Origin of the sequence: Micromonospora sp. DT43, assembly GCF_049841645.1 — a bacterium.
Classification (GTDB): domain Bacteria; phylum Actinomycetota; class Actinomycetes; order Mycobacteriales; family Micromonosporaceae; genus Micromonospora.
The window spans coordinates 646,996-664,083 of record NZ_JBNCKR010000002.1 but is presented as its reverse complement, the minus strand read 5'-3'; the positions used below and the strand labels follow the sequence as shown (position 1 = coordinate 664,083).

Annotated in this window: 11 protein-coding genes; 6 read left to right on the top strand and 5 right to left on the bottom strand. The window is 69.0% G+C overall.

Going from position 1 to position 17,088, the window contains the following annotated elements; all coding sequences use genetic code 11:
* Nucleotides 1-11 precede the first annotated feature (11 nt).
* Nucleotides 12-2,132, bottom strand: a complete 2,121-nt coding sequence (locus tag ACLQ26_RS06995) for a glycogen debranching N-terminal domain-containing protein (protein WP_425743647.1) — start codon at nucleotides 2,130-2,132, stop codon at nucleotides 12-14.
* Nucleotides 2,133-2,327: 195 nt separating this feature from the next.
* Nucleotides 2,328-3,590 (bottom strand): MFS transporter, encoded by a 1,263-nt coding sequence (locus ACLQ26_RS06990; RefSeq protein ID WP_425743646.1) that lies wholly within the window; start codon nucleotides 3,588-3,590, stop codon nucleotides 2,328-2,330.
* Nucleotides 3,591-3,855: 265 nt separating this feature from the next.
* Between ACLQ26_RS06990 and ACLQ26_RS06985 the strand changes: the two genes are divergently transcribed.
* The 5 genes from ACLQ26_RS06985 to ACLQ26_RS06965 all read left to right on the top strand — a co-directional run bounded on the left by ACLQ26_RS06985 (nucleotide 3,856) and on the right by ACLQ26_RS06965 (nucleotide 12,940).
* A complete protein-coding gene (locus ACLQ26_RS06985; protein ID WP_425743645.1) occupies nucleotides 3,856-6,822 on the top strand; it encodes an AfsR/SARP family transcriptional regulator in 2,967 nt (988 codons plus the stop codon).
* 517 nt (nucleotides 6,823-7,339) lie between these two features.
* Nucleotides 7,340-8,671 carry a cellulose binding domain-containing protein gene (locus tag ACLQ26_RS06980; RefSeq protein WP_425743644.1) on the top strand — a complete coding sequence of 444 codons (1,332 nt, stop codon included), beginning with the start codon at nucleotides 7,340-7,342 and terminating at the stop codon, nucleotides 8,669-8,671.
* A gap of 563 nt (nucleotides 8,672-9,234) precedes the next feature.
* The gene (locus ACLQ26_RS06975; protein ID WP_425743643.1) at nucleotides 9,235-10,779 is read left to right on the top strand and encodes a non-reducing end alpha-L-arabinofuranosidase family hydrolase; all 1,545 of its coding nucleotides are present in this window, start codon (nucleotides 9,235-9,237) and stop codon (nucleotides 10,777-10,779) included.
* 132 nt (nucleotides 10,780-10,911) lie between these two features.
* A complete protein-coding gene (locus ACLQ26_RS06970; protein WP_425743642.1) occupies nucleotides 10,912-11,271 on the top strand; it encodes a VOC family protein in 360 nt (119 codons plus the stop codon).
* 433 nt (nucleotides 11,272-11,704) lie between these two features.
* On the top strand, nucleotides 11,705-12,940 hold the full coding sequence (locus tag ACLQ26_RS06965; protein WP_425743641.1) for a glycosyltransferase: 1,236 nt from the start codon (nucleotides 11,705-11,707) through the stop codon (nucleotides 12,938-12,940).
* A gap of 197 nt (nucleotides 12,941-13,137) precedes the next feature.
* Here ACLQ26_RS06965 and ACLQ26_RS06960 read toward each other — a convergent pair whose 3' ends face one another.
* Together ACLQ26_RS06960 and ACLQ26_RS06955 are read right to left on the bottom strand one after the other, a co-directional pair.
* Nucleotides 13,138-14,313, bottom strand: a complete 1,176-nt coding sequence (locus ACLQ26_RS06960) for an RNA polymerase sigma factor (protein ID WP_425743788.1) — start codon at nucleotides 14,311-14,313, stop codon at nucleotides 13,138-13,140.
* Between the two features lie 73 nt (nucleotides 14,314-14,386).
* A complete protein-coding gene (locus tag ACLQ26_RS06955; RefSeq protein WP_425743640.1) occupies nucleotides 14,387-14,743 on the bottom strand; it encodes a YciI family protein in 357 nt (118 codons plus the stop codon).
* 230 nt (nucleotides 14,744-14,973) lie between these two features.
* Between ACLQ26_RS06955 and ACLQ26_RS06950 the strand changes: the two genes are divergently transcribed.
* Nucleotides 14,974-15,396: an SgcJ/EcaC family oxidoreductase gene (locus ACLQ26_RS06950; RefSeq protein ID WP_425743639.1), complete on the top strand. Its 423-nt coding sequence runs from the start codon at nucleotides 14,974-14,976 to the stop codon at nucleotides 15,394-15,396.
* A 164-nt stretch (nucleotides 15,397-15,560) separates the two neighbouring features.
* On the opposite strand, the gene ACLQ26_RS06945 is transcribed toward ACLQ26_RS06950, so the two are convergent.
* Nucleotides 15,561-16,226 (bottom strand): MerR family transcriptional regulator, encoded by a 666-nt coding sequence (locus ACLQ26_RS06945; RefSeq protein ID WP_425743638.1) that lies wholly within the window; start codon nucleotides 16,224-16,226, stop codon nucleotides 15,561-15,563.
* Nucleotides 16,227-17,088: the final 862 nt, after the last annotated feature.

The following is a 17,088-nucleotide window of genomic DNA, read 5'->3' as shown; positions in this document are numbered from 1 at the left end:
GGTGCCGCAGCTCAGGCGGGGGAGCGCAGGCGCGATCCGGACGCGTCGACTGTCCGCCGCTCGCCGTGCACGGTGACGCCTGTCAACCGGACGTTCCCCAACGACTCGGGGAGGTGCGGATCGGTGCGGAGATCACCGCCGCGGACGTCGAGCCCGAGCATCGCCCGCAGCAACAGCAGCGGGGCACCGCTGGCCCAGGCCTGGGGGTTGCAGGCGGTGGGGTAGGGCACGGGCCGCCGTCCGAGCGATCGGTCGTACCCGGAGAACGCCTCGGGCAGGCGGTAGTCGAAGTGGGCCGCCGCCTCGAGCATGGCCATGGCGATGCGGTTGGCCGCATCCCGGTGGCCGTACCGGGCGAGCCCGGCCGCGATGATCGAATTGTCGTGCGGCCACACCGTGCCGAGGTGGTAGCCGATGGGGTTGTACCCGGTGTCCTCGGTGGACATGGTCCGGACACCCCAGCCGGAGAACATCGCGTCGGACATCAGCTGCCGAGCCACCACGCTGGCCCGCTCGGGCGGGACGATCCCGCTCCACAACAGGTGGCCCATGTTCGAGGTCATCGAGTCGATGGGCCGCTTGTGCGCGTCAAGGCCGATCGCGTAGTAGCCGCCACGCCCCGGCAGCCAGTAGTCACGGTTGAACCGCTCACGCAGATCGGCTGCTTCGCCGCGTAGTCGTCGCGCCAACGGGGCGTCGGCCCACGGCCCGTCGGCGAGCTCCGCGGCGCGGAGTTTGGCGTCGTAGGTGTAGCCCTGGATCTCGCAGGTGGCGATTGGCAGGTCGGGCAGCCTGCTGTCGGCGAACTGCACCCCGTCCGGTGAGTCGCGCCAACACTGGTTGCGCATGCCGCCCGGCGAGCGCGTGGCGTACTCGACGTAACCGTCGCCGTCGCGGTCCCCGAATTCGTCGATCCACCGGAGAGCCGCGTCGGCGTTGGGCCGCAACTGCCGCACCAACGCGTCGTCGCCAGTCCACCGCCAGTACTCGGAGAGCAGGATGAGCCACAGCTGGGTGGTGTCGGCCGAGCCGAAGCAGGGGCCGTACGGCATGACGCCGAGCTGCGTCAGCTCACCCGAGCGGAACTCGTGCATGATCTTCCCGGGTTCCTCGTCGCTGAAGTTGTCGACGGCGGTGCCCTGGTGCGCGGCGAGCGTCACCAGCGCACCCCGCGCGACGTCCGGTCCGCAGCTGATGCTCTGGTAGGCGGTGATCAGCGTGTCCCGCCCGAACACGGTCAGGAACCAGGGCATGCCGGCGGCCAGCAGGACGACCTCCGCGCCGTTGATCTTCTTGAGGATTCGCATCGACACCAGGTCGGCGGCGGACTTGTGGTACACGTTGCGCAACAGTTCCGAATCCGCGCTGAGGTCCGGCTTGTTCGCCACCCACTGCGACGCCGCGTCGTCTTTGCCGTGGTCGTGCGCCTCACCGAAGCCGCGGCTGGCCGGCCGATAGTCGGCACCCTGACAGTTCAGCAGCACCCGCAGCTCGCATCCCCAGGTGTCGCCTCGCCCCAGGTGCACGTCCCAGACCAGTGCGTCGCCGTCGACCTGGTCGGCGGGTGGACTGGCCTCGACAGTCGTGCCGGCCGACCAGTGCGAGTTCTGGTAGGAGAAGCGCAGTGCCGAACCGTCCGGTCCGTGGGTTCGCCTGATGTCCGCCCGCCTGCTGCGCCCCGCCCGCTTGATCTCGAAGAGGTCGGCGAAGTCCACGCCGACGTCCAACCGCAGGCGTACGCGGACGGGTTCGGTGCCGAAGTACTGCACCGCGATCCGCTCGTACATGCCGTCTCCGACGAACCGTTCCCGCCGCACGCCGATGCTGTTCGCCCGCATTCCCTGCAGCTCCGGATTGGCGAGGAAGAACGCCGCCGAATAGGCGTCGACCGCGCCGGCGCTGAGCACGAGCGGGGAAAGTCCGTCGAGGGTCATCTGCCAACGGCTGAGATAGCGGGTGTCGTCGTGCACCAGGCCGGCAATGGAGTCGCCCGGCACGTCACCTGTCGAATTCGACAACATGAACGTCCGGCCCTCGAATATGCCGACCGAGTCCGAACCCAGTTCCGGGGGCATGTCGCGGTTGGCGCCGCCGTGAACCTGATCCTGCTGCTGCGTCGGCCGAGAATTCATGGCACCCGCGCCTCCCCCCGTTAGGGTCTGTGTCAAAGTCCTCGGTCGAACTGGGCCCGCTATAGGCCGGCCAGAGGCTTGACACAGACCCTGGGCAGGGGGCGGCCCCGCCGTGCACGCTCGCAGTCTAGGACTCGAAAAGAGGCCTTCGCTGCGATATCGAAGGGCTGCGCCGGCGGCGACGCGGGCAACCGATCATGCCGGTGAGCGTGTGGGAGTTAATGCTGTCCTTTTCCGGCCGACGGTGGTGAGGTAGAGGATCAGACCCGCGGTGGTGAGGACGAATCCCGCCCACACCGTGGAGAGGGTTCCCCATCGGGCGCCGAGGGTGACGGCGCCGCCGATCGCGCCGAGCGAATTCGCGAGGTTGAGAGCGGCCAGGTTGAGCGCGCCCATGAGGGTGGGTGCTTCGGGTGCGAATTCGGTCAACCGCACCTGGATGGTGGGAATGGCGAACATCATTGTCGCTCCGACGCCGAACAGCGCCGGCAGGAGGATCAGAATCTCGGTGCCGAAGAGTCCGATGGCCACGAGGAGTACCAGGACGTAGCCGAAGCCGTAGATCAGCGGGCGGCTGCCGTGCCGGTCGGCGGCCTGACCACCGAAGTAGTTCCCGAACGCCATGCCGAGGCCGAAGACGGCGAGGGCGACGGGGATGAGCGACGGGCTCTGCCGCGCGGCGTCGGTGATGAACGGCCCGATGAAGGTGTAGACGGCGAAGATGCTGGAGATGCCGAGCGCCGCGACCGCGACCATGAGCCAGACGTGGAGTCGTCGGAGCGCGCCGAGCTCGTGTGCGACGGAGCCGCCGCGCAGGTCGTCGGTGCGGGGCAGCCACGCCAACAGCGCCGCGCCGGCCAGCAGACCCAGACCGATCACCGTCCAGTAGGTGGCGCGCCATCCCGCGTGCTGGCCGACGAGGGTGCCGAGCGGCGAGCCGAGGACTGTGGCAACGGTCAGGCCACCCATCACGGTTGCGAAGGCCCGTCCACCCTTGCCGGGGCCGTACACGTAGGCGGCGACGACCGCTCCGGCGCCGAAGTAGGCGCCCTGCACGCTCCCGGTGATGAAGCGGAAGACGACGAGGGTCGCGATGTTCGGGGCCACTGCCGAGAGGACGTTGCCGACCAGGAAGAGCGCGATCAGGCCCAGCAGGAGGGTACGGCGGTTGGCCCGGGCCGCGAGAAGCGTGATCGCCGGCGAACCGATCATGACACCGAAGGCGTACGCGCTGATGGCGTAGGTGGCGACCGGTATGGATGCGTCCAGGTCGGCGGCGAAGAGTTGGATGATCCCGTTGCTGCCGAACTCGCCGGTGCCGATGGCGAAGGTGCCCAGGGCCAGTGCGAACAGGGTCGGCCCTTTCCGGAGACCCGGCGCTGCGGCGGCCGGACGGGGTTCGTACGCCGTGGTGCGGGAAACCGGGCCGGGCCGGGTGGTGCGTTCTGACGCGGTCATGGTGCCTGTCCTCGATGGGTGAGTCCTGCCAGACACATCCTGACAACAGGCAGTTGACAAACTCTGAAATAGTGGTGAGGCACGCCCGAATCGGACAATGGCCCGGTTCTTGGGACGTAGTGCGGACGATTTATGCCGCTGCTCGGGCGCCGTTTCGCCGGTGTCCGTTTCGCTGTGACCATCGGCTCGTTCGGCGTGGACCGGTCGTAGACTTGTCAGCTCGTCCGGGATGTTCACGATCTGTCCAGAGAAGCAGGAGATCGCATTGTCGAAATCGGCCGGTGCCCGTCGCGCCGACGACGGAGCACGGTCGGTAGGCGGCAGTCTGCGCTTCCAGATCCTGGGCCCCCTGCGCTTCTGGCGCGACGGCGTGGAGGTGAACGCCGGGCCTCGGCAGCAGTGCCGCCTGCTGGCTCTGCTCCTGGCGCGAGCGGGGCGACCGATCAGCGTGAACACTCTGATCGAGCTCCTCTGGGGTGAGGAGGCGCCCGCCAGCGCCATCAACGTCATCCACAAGTACGTCGGCACCCTGCGCCGGCTGATGGAACCCTCGCTTCCGCCGCGGGCAATCGGCTCGTACCTGCGGCGCCACGGTGGCGGTTACCTGTTCGCGCCGGGCCCGGGCACGCTGGACCTGGTCAACTTCCGTGAGCTCACCGGTGCCGCCCGGGCGAGTCTCGCCGTGCGGGATCGGGACGAGGCGCTCGACCGTTATGTCGAGGCGCTGGAGCTGTGGCGCGGACCAGCGGGTGATTCGTACGGCTCCGGAACGGCCGCAACGTCGATCTTCGCCGCTCTCGACCGTGAGTTCCTCGGAGCGTGCGTGTCCGCGGCGGAACTCGCGGTGGGGCTGCACCGTCCGGCGTTGGTCCTCCACCACCTGCGACTGGCTGCCTCGATGGCGCCGTTGAACGAACCCGTGCAGGCGAGTCTCATCTCGGCCCTGGGCGCGGCCGGGCATCAGGCCGAGGCGCTGGAGACGTTCCGGACGGTGCGTTCCCGCCTCGCCGACGATCTGGGTATCGATCCCGGCGGCGCACTGGAAGCGGCGCACCTGCGGGTGCTGACCCAGGCGGCGCCGTCGGTGACCGGGAACGGCGTGGGCGATGGTGATCCCCGGCCGAGCGTGCGTCAAATATCGACGCCGCTGGTACGACCCGCGCAGCTACCACCCGACCTGCCCGCGTTCGTCGGGCGCACCGCGGAACTCGCGACTCTCGCCGGTCTGCACGACGGTCGGGCCGATGCGGGACGGACCGGCCCGCTGATCGTCGCCCTGGACGGCATGGGCGGGGTGGGGAAGTCCACGCTGGCCGGGCATTTCGCCCACCTGGTCGCGCCGGACTTCACCGATGGTCAGCTCTACCTCGACCTGCGGGGAGACCAGGCCGACACCGACAGCCTGTCCGCATCCGACGCGCTGGGATCCCTGCTGTCGTCGCAGGGCTTCCACATGTCCAGCGTTCCGGAGACGCGCGCCGCGCGCGTCGGCATCTACCGGAGCCTCACCGCCGGCAAGAGCCTCCTGCTGCTCCTGGACAACGCGCGGGATGCCGCGCAGGTGCGCGCGTTGCTGCCGAACTCCCCGGCGTGTCTGGTCCTCGTGACGAGCCGCAAGCCGCTCGTCGAGCTGGCCGCGCTCGACGGCGCCCGTCTCTTGCATCTCGACCCTCCGGACATGCCGACCGCCCGCGAGCTGATCCAACGCCGGCTCGAGCACGCGCCGAACCGCTCCCTGGGAGCCAGCGCGTCTGCGGCCGGCGTTCTCGACGACATCATCGAGTTGTGCGGCCGCCTCCCGCTGGCGTTGGCGATCCTCGCGGGGCGGCTGAGCGCGCGCCCGCGACTCGCCCTGGCGGACGTGGCTGCCGAACTCCGTGACGGAACACGGCGGCTCGCCGCCTTCGCCAGCAGCCACGGCGGATGCGACCCGCGTGCCGCGTTCGCCTGGTCGTACCGTCAGCTCAGCCCGGAGGCCGCCCGCGTCTTTCGGCTGTCCTCCGCCGCCATGGCTCCCGGTATCTCGGCCGAGGCCCTCGCCAGCATGGCCGAGACTCCGCCCCGGGCCGCGCGCGCGATGCTGCGGGAACTCGCCGACGCGGCGATGCTCGACGAGGACGATGAGGGCCGGTTCACGTCGCACGTCCTGATCAGGGCGTACGCGCAGGAGCTTCTCCTGGCCGAGGAGCCGGACCGGGATGCGGCGGTCAGCCGGTTGTTGCAGCACTATCTGCACAGCAGCTACCACGCCGCGACCAGGTTGGCCCCGATGAGCCCGACGATCGTGCCGACCCCGGCGGCCGACGGGGTGGTGGTGGGGCATCCCGGGTCGTACGACGAGGCGATGCGCTGGTTCGAGGAGCACCGTGACGTCCTGCCGGAGGCGGTGCGGCGCGCGGCCGAGGGCGCCTTCGGCGTCTCGCCGTGGCAACTGGCCCTCGCCGTCACGCCGTGGTTGCAGCTCACCGGTCGGTTTCACGACTGGCAGGACATGATGCGTGTGGCGTTGAGGTCCGCCCGGGACAGCGGGGACGAAGTCGGTGCGGCCCACGCCATGCGGGGCCTGGCGGACTCCTGCTACTACTTCGCCAACCACGACGAGGCGCTCGATCTGCTCTCGCGCGCGCGCAAGACCTTCGCGGAGCACGGCATGATCCCCGAGCTGGGCGACGTCCACGCCGCCGCGCAACGGATCCACGGCCAGTTGGGCCGGCACGAGCGTGCGCTCGCGGAGAACGAGAGAGCGCTGTTCCTGTACCGCGCCGCCGGCGTCGAGCACGGTGAGATCCGGGCGGCTGCGGCCCGGGGACGGTCACTTGTCCGGCTCGGCGCTCTCGGCGAGGCCATGTCGTGCCTCACGGAGGCGCTCGCCCGCAGCGAGAAGTCCGATCGGAGGACGGACGAGCCCGCGATCCGCATCGTGATCGCCGAGTGTCTTGGCCTGCTGGGCTGCCAGCGCCAGGCCCGGGACCAGCTTGAGCAGGCGGTCGAGGCGGCCGTCCAGTCGCAGAGCCGGATCGGCGTCTTCGAGGCGTCGGCCCTGCTCTGCGCGGCGCTCCTGGACCTCGATGACGTGCCCGGCGCCTGCCGGGCGTGGCGACGCGCCTGCGACGCCATGCACGCCATGCAGAACGGCGGAACCCGGACCATGCGCGACGAGGTCTGCGACCTGGGGGTCAGACTGAACCAGGTCACCGACCTGGTGCCGCGATCGCGGGACACGCAGAGGTGAGCTGCGTTCCGCTGCCGGTTACCCGGTGGCGGACGATGCGGTTCGTGCCGCGAGGCCACCGGCCTCCGGAAGGCGCGCCGGCGGCCTGACCGGCACGCTTCGGGGCGGGTCGGTCCGTCCGCTGTGGTCCGTTGCGCGGCACTCGGCCGGTTGAGCATGTTATCGATAACATGCTATCTTTCGGCGCGGGAGTGAAGGGCACGCTCCCCGTCACCTCAGTCAATCGGCGCAGGCACGCCGAGGGCTCGCCCCTCCCGCCGCCTCGCCGGTCGGTGATCAGTCCGGGCCGCTCCGCCACTGCCAGGCGACCGCAGGCGGTCGCCGGACGCCCCCGGTCCGGCTGCATGCCCCGCTTCCTTGCCCCGTCACGGACAACCCGGCAGCGACGGTACGGCCCGTACGCGACCCGTGTACGCCGCAGCGGCTTTGGAGCCTGCCGGTACGCGTACCGGCGCGAACCGACTCGTTGACGGCGAGGTGCCTGTCGGACGGACGATCAACGGCAAGGAGTCGAGCAATGGTTGGACGGAGACAACTCCTCTCGTACGTCGCGGCCGCCGCGGTTCTCGTCGCGGCGACCGGCGGTGCGCTGCGGGGCGGGTTCGGCACCGAGGCGGCGGCTGCCACGAACGGCACCCTCGCGGCGACCGCAGGCTGTGGCAAGGCGCCCACACTCACCAGCGGGACGCGCACGATTTCCAGCAGCGGCCAGAATCGCACCTACATCCTCCAGATCCCGGGCGGTTACGACCGGAACCGTCCGTACCGACTGGTCTTCGGTTTCCACTGGCTGAACGGCTCGGCCAACAACGTCGCCTCGGCCGGCTACTACGGGCTGGCGCCGTTGTCGAACAACAGCACGATCTTCGTCGCGCCCCAGGGCATCAACGCGGGTTGGGCCAACACGAACGGCCGGGACCTGACCCTGTTCGACGACATCTCCCGGCAGGTCGAGAACGACCTCTGCGTCGACACGACCCAGCGTTTCGCCCTGGGCTGGAGCTACGGCGGGGCCATGAGCTACGCGGTGGCCTGCGCCCGACCCACAGTCATCCGCGCGGTCACCGTGCTCTCCGGTGCCAACCTCAGCGGCTGTAACGGCGGCACCCAGCCCGTCGCGTACTTCGGCATCCACGGCATCTACGACAGCGTGCTGAACATCTCCCAGGGCAGGGCGCTGCGCGACACGTTCGTCCGGAACAACGGCTGCACCGCACAGAGCCCGCGCGAGCCCAGCAGGGGCAGCCTCACCCACATCACCACCACCTACGCCGGTTGCCGCTCGGGTTATCCCGTGCAGTGGGCCGCGTTCGACGGCGACCACACCCCGAGCCCGGTCGACGGGTCGTCCAGCCCCAACGACTCCCGGACGTGGACCTCGGCGGAGATCTGGCGATTCTTCACCCAGTTCCAGTCCACCACGCCGCCGACGACCGCCCCGCCGACGACTGCCCCGCCGACGACGGCCCCTCCCACGACTGCCCCGCCGACGACGGCCCCTCCCACGACCGCCCCGCCCACGACGCCGCCTCCGACCGGTGAACCGGGTGGCTGCGTCGCCACCTACCGGGCGGTCAACGCCTGGCCGGGCGGTTTCCAGGGTGAGGTCACCGTCGCCAACAACACCGCCACCGCGCTCAGCGGTTGGACCGTACGCCTGACGCTGGGCAGCGGCCAGGCCATCAGCAGCCTCTGGAGCGGCACCAACACGGGCACCACCGGCGACGTCACCGTCCGCAACGCCGCCTACAACGGCACGCTGGGGCCGAACGCCTCGACCACCTTCGGGTTCACCGCCACCGGCAACGGCGACACCCCGCCCGGCAACCTCACCTGCACGAGCCCCTGAACATCCGAGCCCGGGGTCCGGAGCCACCAGCTCCGGATCCCGGCTCTCGGGGATTTCGCACCACGGTGACCGCCACGGCGGCGGGCAGACTGCGCACCGACAGGGCCGTGTGCCCGATGGCGTGGTTCGGTGCCGCGTCTGCCCGACGTCTGGCGCCGGTGCGCGAGGGCCGCCACCAGGTCATGTGCGGGCGTCGATGTTAGCGTCGACCATTCTCGAGCGCCGGGTGGGCCTTCCCGGGGCGCTGACCGTGCACGGCGTGGCGGCTGCGGGTGACCGGCGTCGATCAGTCAAGTCGTGCGTGGTGTGAGCCGACGGGCCCCATGTACCGCCAATGTTACGACTTGACGAACAGCATGTTATCGCTCACAGTCGATGGTCAAGGACGACGACGGCTGCGGCTTACGGGGCGGGCGTGCTTCGTCAACCTTGGTTCAGACGTGCGTCCACAGCATGCCCGGGGATCTTGTTAGCGCGAACATTTCCGACGCATGCACCCGGTCGCGTGTCGCGGTGCGCCCAGCTTCGGGTGGCCGTTCGGCTTTTGGTGATTGAGGAGGATCATGTCTGCCTTTGGTAGGTCTCCGTCGACAGCACCGCCCGCGCGGCGGCGCGGGTGGTTGGTGCGAGCGGTCGCCGCCGGCGCGGCAGCGGTGGTGGTCGCCGGTGCCGCCGCGATGGCGGTGTCGTCACCCGCGGCCGCGGCGACCGTGGACACGAGCGCCTGGTACGTGTTGGTGAACCGCAACAGTGGCAAGGCCGTGGACGTGTACAACCTGGCCACGAACGACGGTGCGCGGATCACCCAGTGGACGCGTAACAACGGTAACCAGCAGCAGTGGCAGTTCGTGGACTCCGGAGGCGGCTACTACCGGATCAAGTCGAGGTTGTCGGGCAAGGTGCTGGACGTGTCCGGCCGCTCGACGGCCAACGGCGGTGCGATCGTGCAGTGGTCGGACAACAACGGCACCAACCAGCAGTTCCGGTTGACCGATTCGGACAGCGGGTACGTGCGGTTGGTCAACCGCAACAGCAACAAGGCGATGGAGGTGCAGGGCGCCTCGACCGCTGACGGTGGCAACATCGTGCAGTACGACGACTGGAACGGCACCAACCAGCAGTGGCAGCTCGTGCGCGTCGACGGCGGGGGCAACCCCACGACGCCGCCGCCCACCACGCCACCCCCGGGCGGCACGTGTGATCTGCCGTCGTCGTACCGGTGGTCGTCGACAGGTGCGCTGGCGCAGCCGAAGTCGGGTTGGGTGTCGTTGAAGGACTTCACCGTCGCCCCGTACAACGGCCAGCAGTTGGTCTACGCCACCACGCACGACTTCGGCGACAGCTGGGGTTCGATGAACTTCAGCCTCTTCTCGAACTGGTCGCAGATGGCCTCGGCCACCCAGACCGGGATGAACTCGGGGACCGTCGCGCCGTCGTTGTTCTACTTCGCGCCGAAGAACATCTGGGTGCTCACCTACCAGTGGGGGGCCGGGGCGGCGTTCCACTACCGGACCTCGACCAACCCGACCAACCCGAACGGCTGGTCCGCGGCGCAGCCGATGTTCACCGGGAGCATCACCGGTTCGGGCACGGGGCCGATCGACCAGACGGTCATCGCCGACGACACGACCATGTACCTGTTCTTCGCCGGCGACAACGGCAAGATCTACCGGACCAGCATGCCGATCGGGAACTTCCCCGGTAACTTCGGCAGCAGCTACACGACCATCATGAGCGACACGCAGAACAACCTGTTCGAGGCCCCGCAGGTCTACAAGCTGCAGGGTCTGAACAAGTACCTCATGATCGTCGAGGCAATCGGTTCGACCGGCCGCTACTTCCGCTCGTTCACGGCCACCAGCCTGAACGGTACGTGGACGCCGCAGGCCGCGACGCAGAGCAACCCGTTCGCTGGCAAGGTCAACAGTGGTGCCACCTGGACCAACGACATCAGCCACGGTGAGCTGCTGCGCACCAGCGCCGACCAGACGATGACCGTCGACGCCTGCAACCTGCAACTGCTCTACCAGGGTCGTTCCCCCAGCTCCGACGGTGTCCCCTACGGCCTCCTGCCGTACCGCCCCGGTCTGCTCACCCTGCAACGCTGACACCACCACCCCCCGACGCGGGGCGGGCTCGGCACCACGCCGAACCCGCCCCGCGTCACGTGTGGGGGCCCGCCGTCCGTGCCAGGGTGGGTCATGCCATTGAACGCACACCACCTGAGGACATCTGTCGCCGTGTCGGACATCGCGAGGGCGGTCGCCTTCTACGAGGGCCGGCTCGGCCTGGTGTCGCTGCGGTCCGCGCCCAGCGCCACCATCCCCGACGGCAGCCGCATCTACGCGTCCGGTGGCGGGCCGGCGCTCAACGTGTACCAGTCGGTCACCGCGGGGAAGACCCCGGCGACGCTGGCGACGTGGTACGTCGACGACATCGACGAGATCGTCGACGAGCTGTCCTCGGCCGGCGTCGAGTTCGTCCGCTACGAGCAGCTCGACCACGACTCGAAGGGGATCACCGAGCGGGCCGGCGGTGGTCGTATCGCCTGGTTCCAGGACCCGGACGGCAACACCTTCGCCATCGAGGCCGATGCCTGAGCTGCCCTCTTCCACAGTGCGGCGTTGGTCCGCCGCGCGTCCGCTCGCACCATGTTCCTCGATTGATGTCGACAGTCGTGTCGATCTCGACCGCTCGACGTTCGTCGGAGAGGTGACAGCACCGGCGGTCGAGTAGAGAGATCGATGATGATGCGCAGCAGGCTGTGGGGACTGATAACCGCGCGTGCGCGCATCCTCCGCCTGATGCCGCGAGGGGGTTTCGGGCTTCTCGGCGCGCTCCTGCTGCTCAACCTGCTCCTCGCCGCGTTGCCCATCGCGTTCGTCATCACGTCCAGCCTGGTGCTGGGTGAGCTGCTGGCGCGGCGGGTCGACGGCACCGTGGTCGACGGATGCGCGCCGGCGGCCCCTACGCGGAGATGTTCGCCATCCAGACCGAGGCGTACCGCTGACCGACCACACGAGGGAGTAAGACATGGGCCGCCGGATCCGGGTATCCGTCATCATCGCCACCTACAACCAGGCCGACCTGCTCGCCGAGACACTGCGCTACCTCGTCCGGCAGACGATTCCCACCGACGAGTTCGAGGTGATCATCGGCGATGACGGGTCGACCGATCGCACCGCCGAGGTGGCGCGGTCCTTCGCCGACACCCTCCAGGTCAAGTACGTCTTCCAGGAGGACCGGGGATTCCGCGCCGCCGCCGCGCGCAACGCGGCGATCCGGCTCGCTGCCGGCGCGCTGCTGGTCACCCTGGACACCGGTTCGATGGTGGGTCCGGAGTTCCTCGCCGCGCACCTGGCCGCCCACGAGGGCGGCGAGTCGCGCCGGGCCGTCATCGGGCTCAGCTACGGCTACAACCCCGAGGTGCCGACGGCGCGGGTGGACGAGCTTCTCGCGCAGATGCTCCCGGAGACGGCTGTGGAGCGGTTCCGCGACCTGCCCGAATTCCAGGATGTCCGCCAGTCCTACTTCGCCGACTGCGACATGGACCTGAGCAGGCGGCTGGTGGCCTGGCAGGCATTCTGGACCTTGAACGCGTCGGTGCGGACCGACGACTTTCGCCGGGTCGGCGGCTTCGAGGAGAAGTTCGAGGGCTGGGGCGGCGAGGACATGGAGCTGGCGCTCCGACTGCAGCGTGGCGGCCTGACGATCGAGGTCGCGCCGGACGCCTGGGTCGTGGTGGCGCCGCACGAGCGCGACCACAAGGCCAACGTCGACGCGCTCTTCGTGAACATGCGGATGTTCCTGAGCAAGTTCCCGGAGCCGATGGTCGAGCTGGGCCTGGCCGTGATGCTCGACAAGGGGGAGTTCTGGGCCTGGGAGCAGTCGTACCGGGAGCTTCTCGACTGGCGGAAGCAGGCCGGCGGCCTGAGCGTCGCCGACGAGATCGCCAAGACCCTGGCGGACGTGCCGGCCGACGAGTCGGTAGCCATCATCGGGTGCGGCGCCGAGCTGCCCGAGGTGGTGAGCGGCGCGGTCCTCGTCGACTTCGACGACCAACTCCTCGGCCGTGCGGTGCGCTCGGGCAACCACAGCGGCTACCACGCCGTCGGGGTGCACACGCTGCTGGCCGACGACAGCGTCGACACGGTCGTCATCACCTCCCGGATGGCCGGCATGTGGGGCACCTGGAGTGCGGAGATCCTGGCCGAGGCCGACCGGATCGGCCGGCGGACCATCTCGTACGCCGGCCCGGTCTCCTCGTGAACCCGTAGGCCAGTTCGAAGGACGGAACCGACCATGCGAAGGAGAACCATGCGCCACCGGCGGCGGGCATCCGTCATCATCGCGACCTACAACCAGGCCGACCTGCTGTCGGAGACCCTTCGGCAGCTCATGCGTGAACCGCCGCGGCCAGCACGGCGTCGACGGTTTCTACGAGACCGTCCGTGCGGTGCTGGCGCTCACAGATTCCGCTCCACTTCGGTCAAGCGCTCGCTGAGGAAGGCGCGCTCGATGTCGTTGTCGGTGAGGGTCAGCGCCTCCTCGTAGGCCGTCCGGGCCTGCGACCACTGCCCCAACTGGCGCAGGAAGTCGGCCCGGGCGGCACTGAGGTATCCGTACGTGGCCAGTGCCGGATCGGCGAGCAGGGGATTCAGCGCGTCGAGGCCTGCCCGGGGGCCGTCGCGGAGCCCGATCGCGACGGCCCGGTTGAGATCGACCACGGGCGAGGGCCAGAGCCGGAACAGGGCGTCGTAGAGCGCGACGATCTGGGCCCAGTCGGTGTCCCGCCAGCTCGGCGCCTCGGCGTGCAGCGCTGCTATCGCGGCCTCCAGCGCGTACCGCGTCGGTGGCCGCCGGCGCAGCGCGTCGGTCACCAACGACCGGCCCTCGGCGATGAGCTGCCGGTTCCAGCGCGAGCGATCCTGCTCGGACAACAGCACCAGGCGCCCGTCGGCGGACATGCGGGTGTCCTGGCGCGAGGCGTTGAGCAGCAGCAGCGCGAGAAGCGCGCTGATCTCGGCGTTGGTGGGCATGAGCAGATGCAGCATGCGGGCCAGGCTGATCGCGCTGTCCACCAGATCCTGGCGAACCAGTTGCGCGCCGAGCGGCGCCGTGTGGCCGGTGGTGAAGATCAGATGGACGACCTCCAGGACGGCGCTCACCCGCTCCTCGAGCTGGTCCGGGCCCGGCACGCGGTACGGAATGCGGGCCGCGGCGATCTTCTTCTTGGCCCGGGTGATCCGGGCTGCCATGGTGCTCGGCTGCACCAGGAACGCGCGGGCCACCTCGGGCGTGGACAACCCGCAGACCAGTCGCAGCGTCAGGGCGACCTGCGCCTCCCGGGCCAGTGCCGGGTGCGAGCAGGTGAAGATGAGGCGCAGCCGGTCGTCGACCAGGCCGTCCTCCGGCCCCGGCGTGGTCTCGTCGGCGACGAGCAGCGGCATCTTGCGACGGAGCACCGACTCGCGGCGCAGGACGTCGCGGGCCCGGTTGCGCGCGATGGTGGTCAGCCAGGCGCCCGGTCGGTCGGGGACACCGGTCTCCGCCCAGGTCTCCAGGGCCTGTGCGAACGCGTCCTGCGTGCACTCCTCGGCGAGGTCGAGGTCACGGGTCAGATGGGCCGTGGTGCTGAACACCTGGGCCCAGTCGCGGCGGTGCGCCTGGGCGACCGCCGCGACCACCTCGTGCTTCATCCGTGGGTCGGCCACGTCAGCCGTGGTCGACCACCGGGCGGATCTCCACACCGCTGTGCGAAGCGTGCACCTCGGGAAGCAGCGTCGCCATCGACAGAACCTCGTCCAGGTCGGTCGCCTCGATCAGGTAGTAGCCGCCGAGTGCCTCCTTGGTCTCCAGGAACGGGCCGTCGGTCGTCTGGATCTGGCCCGCCGAGTCCGAGCGCAGCGTGGTGGCCGTTGGCGCCATCTCCAGCTGCTGGCCGTCGATGATCTGCGTGCCGGCCTTGGCGACGAACGCCTCGTGCGCCGCGTCGTGCGCCTTCCACTGCTCGTCGGTCATCGCGTCCCACTGCTGGGCGTCGCCGTAGATGAGGATCATGTACTTGGCCATGTCTCATGTCCTGTCATGTGCCGGCCCCCTGGATGGTGGCCTCTACATTACGACGGGTCGCGCGGGCGGTAGATCGACAGCAGCAGCGAAAATCTGGGCCCGGCGCCGGCACTTCTCGGACGTTGCGCCCTACCGACCCGCCGCACGCTGGAAGACGCCAGGACGGCGCGGATCCGGCCACGATGGTCATCAGTTGTCATCGATGAACAGCCGACGGAAGCAGGTAGCAGATGACCACCAGAACGGAAGTTCCGGTCCTGGACGGATCGGATCAGGCGGCGATCGGCGCGGTGTCGGCCCGAATGGTGAAGGCCTGGTCGGCACACGACGCCGACGCCTTCGCCGACCTGTTCGCCGAGGACGGCACGCTCATCCTCCCGGGCGTGTACGTGAAGGGCCGTACGGCCATTCGCGACTACATGGCGGACGCCTACCAGGGCGTGTACGCCGGCACGACCGTCACCGGGCAGCCGATCGACGTCAAGCCTCTCGGGCCCGGTGCGGTCGCCCTGTTGACCGTCGGCGGGGTGATCGCGGCCGGGAGCACCGAGCTGGCCTCCGCGGACGCAATCCGGGCCTCCTGGATCCTCGTCAAGCGCGACGACGCGTGGGTGCTCGCGGTCTACCAGAACTGCCCGCGTGACCCAGCCTGAGTAGTCAGTTCTGAGGGCCGGCCAGGTGGCCGGCCCTCACGCGTGAGTGAGCGGCTCGGGGCCTGCGGCAGGCGGTCGTCTCGGGCGGGCCGTCGGCGACGCCCCGCCGGGTCGACGGCCTCATCGGTCGACAAGTGCGGCTCGGCGCACCGGCTCCGGCGGTGTCATGAGCGGTCGCTGTCCTCGGCCGTTCCCTGGTTTGCCGGCACGAGGCCGAATCGGCGGGACAGGTGATGTTGCTGTCCCATCTGGCGCATCGCCGCGAATGCCTGGTGTAGCAGGACGTTGCGCGCGAGGGCCTCGATGCGGGCCGTGTGGTCGTTCGCGATGCGACCGACCTCGTGCCGGGCGAGCCGATCGGCTGCGTCCCGATAGACGTCGAGAAAGTCCGGATCGCAGTCGCAACCCAGACGCCGCATCGCGGCGAGCGCGAGTGTGAGATGTGTGCGGGCCGCGGCATCCGGGTCGACCTCCCAGCCGGACGATTCGATGATGCGGTTCGCGTCGGCGCGGGCCAGCTCGAGGCTCTCGTCCTCCTCGGTGGCGGTGTCCTTGCCTGCCATCGACACCTGGTTGAGCACCTCGAACAACTCGATCGACGGCAGGTGTTCCTCTTCGGCGGCGATCAGGAGCCGCCGTACCGACGTGAGATCGAGTTCACCGATTGAGGTGAATATCTTGATGAGTCGAAGACGTCGTAGGTGATTCTTGTTGTAAAGTGCCTGGTTGCGTCCTGTCGGTTCGCCAGGTGGTAGGAGATGTTCGCGCAGGTAGAACTTGATCGTCCCGACCGGCACCCCGGACTGCCGACTCAAGTCAGAAATTCGCATCGTGGCTCCCCGTGGTCAACGTGTCAGGCCCATGGATCGCGACGCTCGTGCTAGCCGTGGCTGCGCCGCGGAAATAACGCGGTGGTTGCGGCGTCGCTGCCGGCGGTGGTCGTCGTGGCTGTCCTGGGCTGGTGGGGACCGATAAGCACGGGTGATCGGCTCCTTCCGAGCGTGGTGCCGGAGGCGCAATCGAAGGGCTGATGGTTGCGCCGTCCGATAGGAGACTAGGAGACTCGGACATACTTCGGCAACCCTCAATTACCACACAAACACTGTTAGTGACCAGAGTGCGCCTCCCAATCACCTGCGTCACTGGCTGGTGAACGGATACAGGTGACCGTCGGCGCGCTCCTCTCCCCTTGTCGCGGTCGCCCGCACAAATAGAACTGGCCACCATGGAAGCCCTGGCTGAGACCGGTACCTGAGACCGTGACGGCGTGCTGATCACGTATGCGAGCGGCATCGACGGCGGGTGTCGGCGCCTGGTCGGTGGGCGACGCCAGGAGGTGGGGCAGGCCCACGGTCGGATCGGTCAAGCGCCCGTGCCCATCGCCCACCGTGACCGGTCTCGGGCGCGCTCAGCAGTGCGATTGATGATCGAATTTGGTTCTCGCGCCGGTGGACGGGACGCCGGGCGAGCTGGGGCCGTCCCGGCCACGAGGTCTTCATATACCGGTGATACACGCTATCCATATCCAGTAGCGCCAATACCTGCCGCTTCTCCACGATTGCGTCGCGCGCTCACACAGGGTTGATTGCCGACCAGACGTCGGATAGTGTTGCCATAAGTCGGGAGATCATCCGACCAAACCAATCTACTGTTTTGGCTTCTGCATTCAATTGTCAGGTAGGCGCGCATATC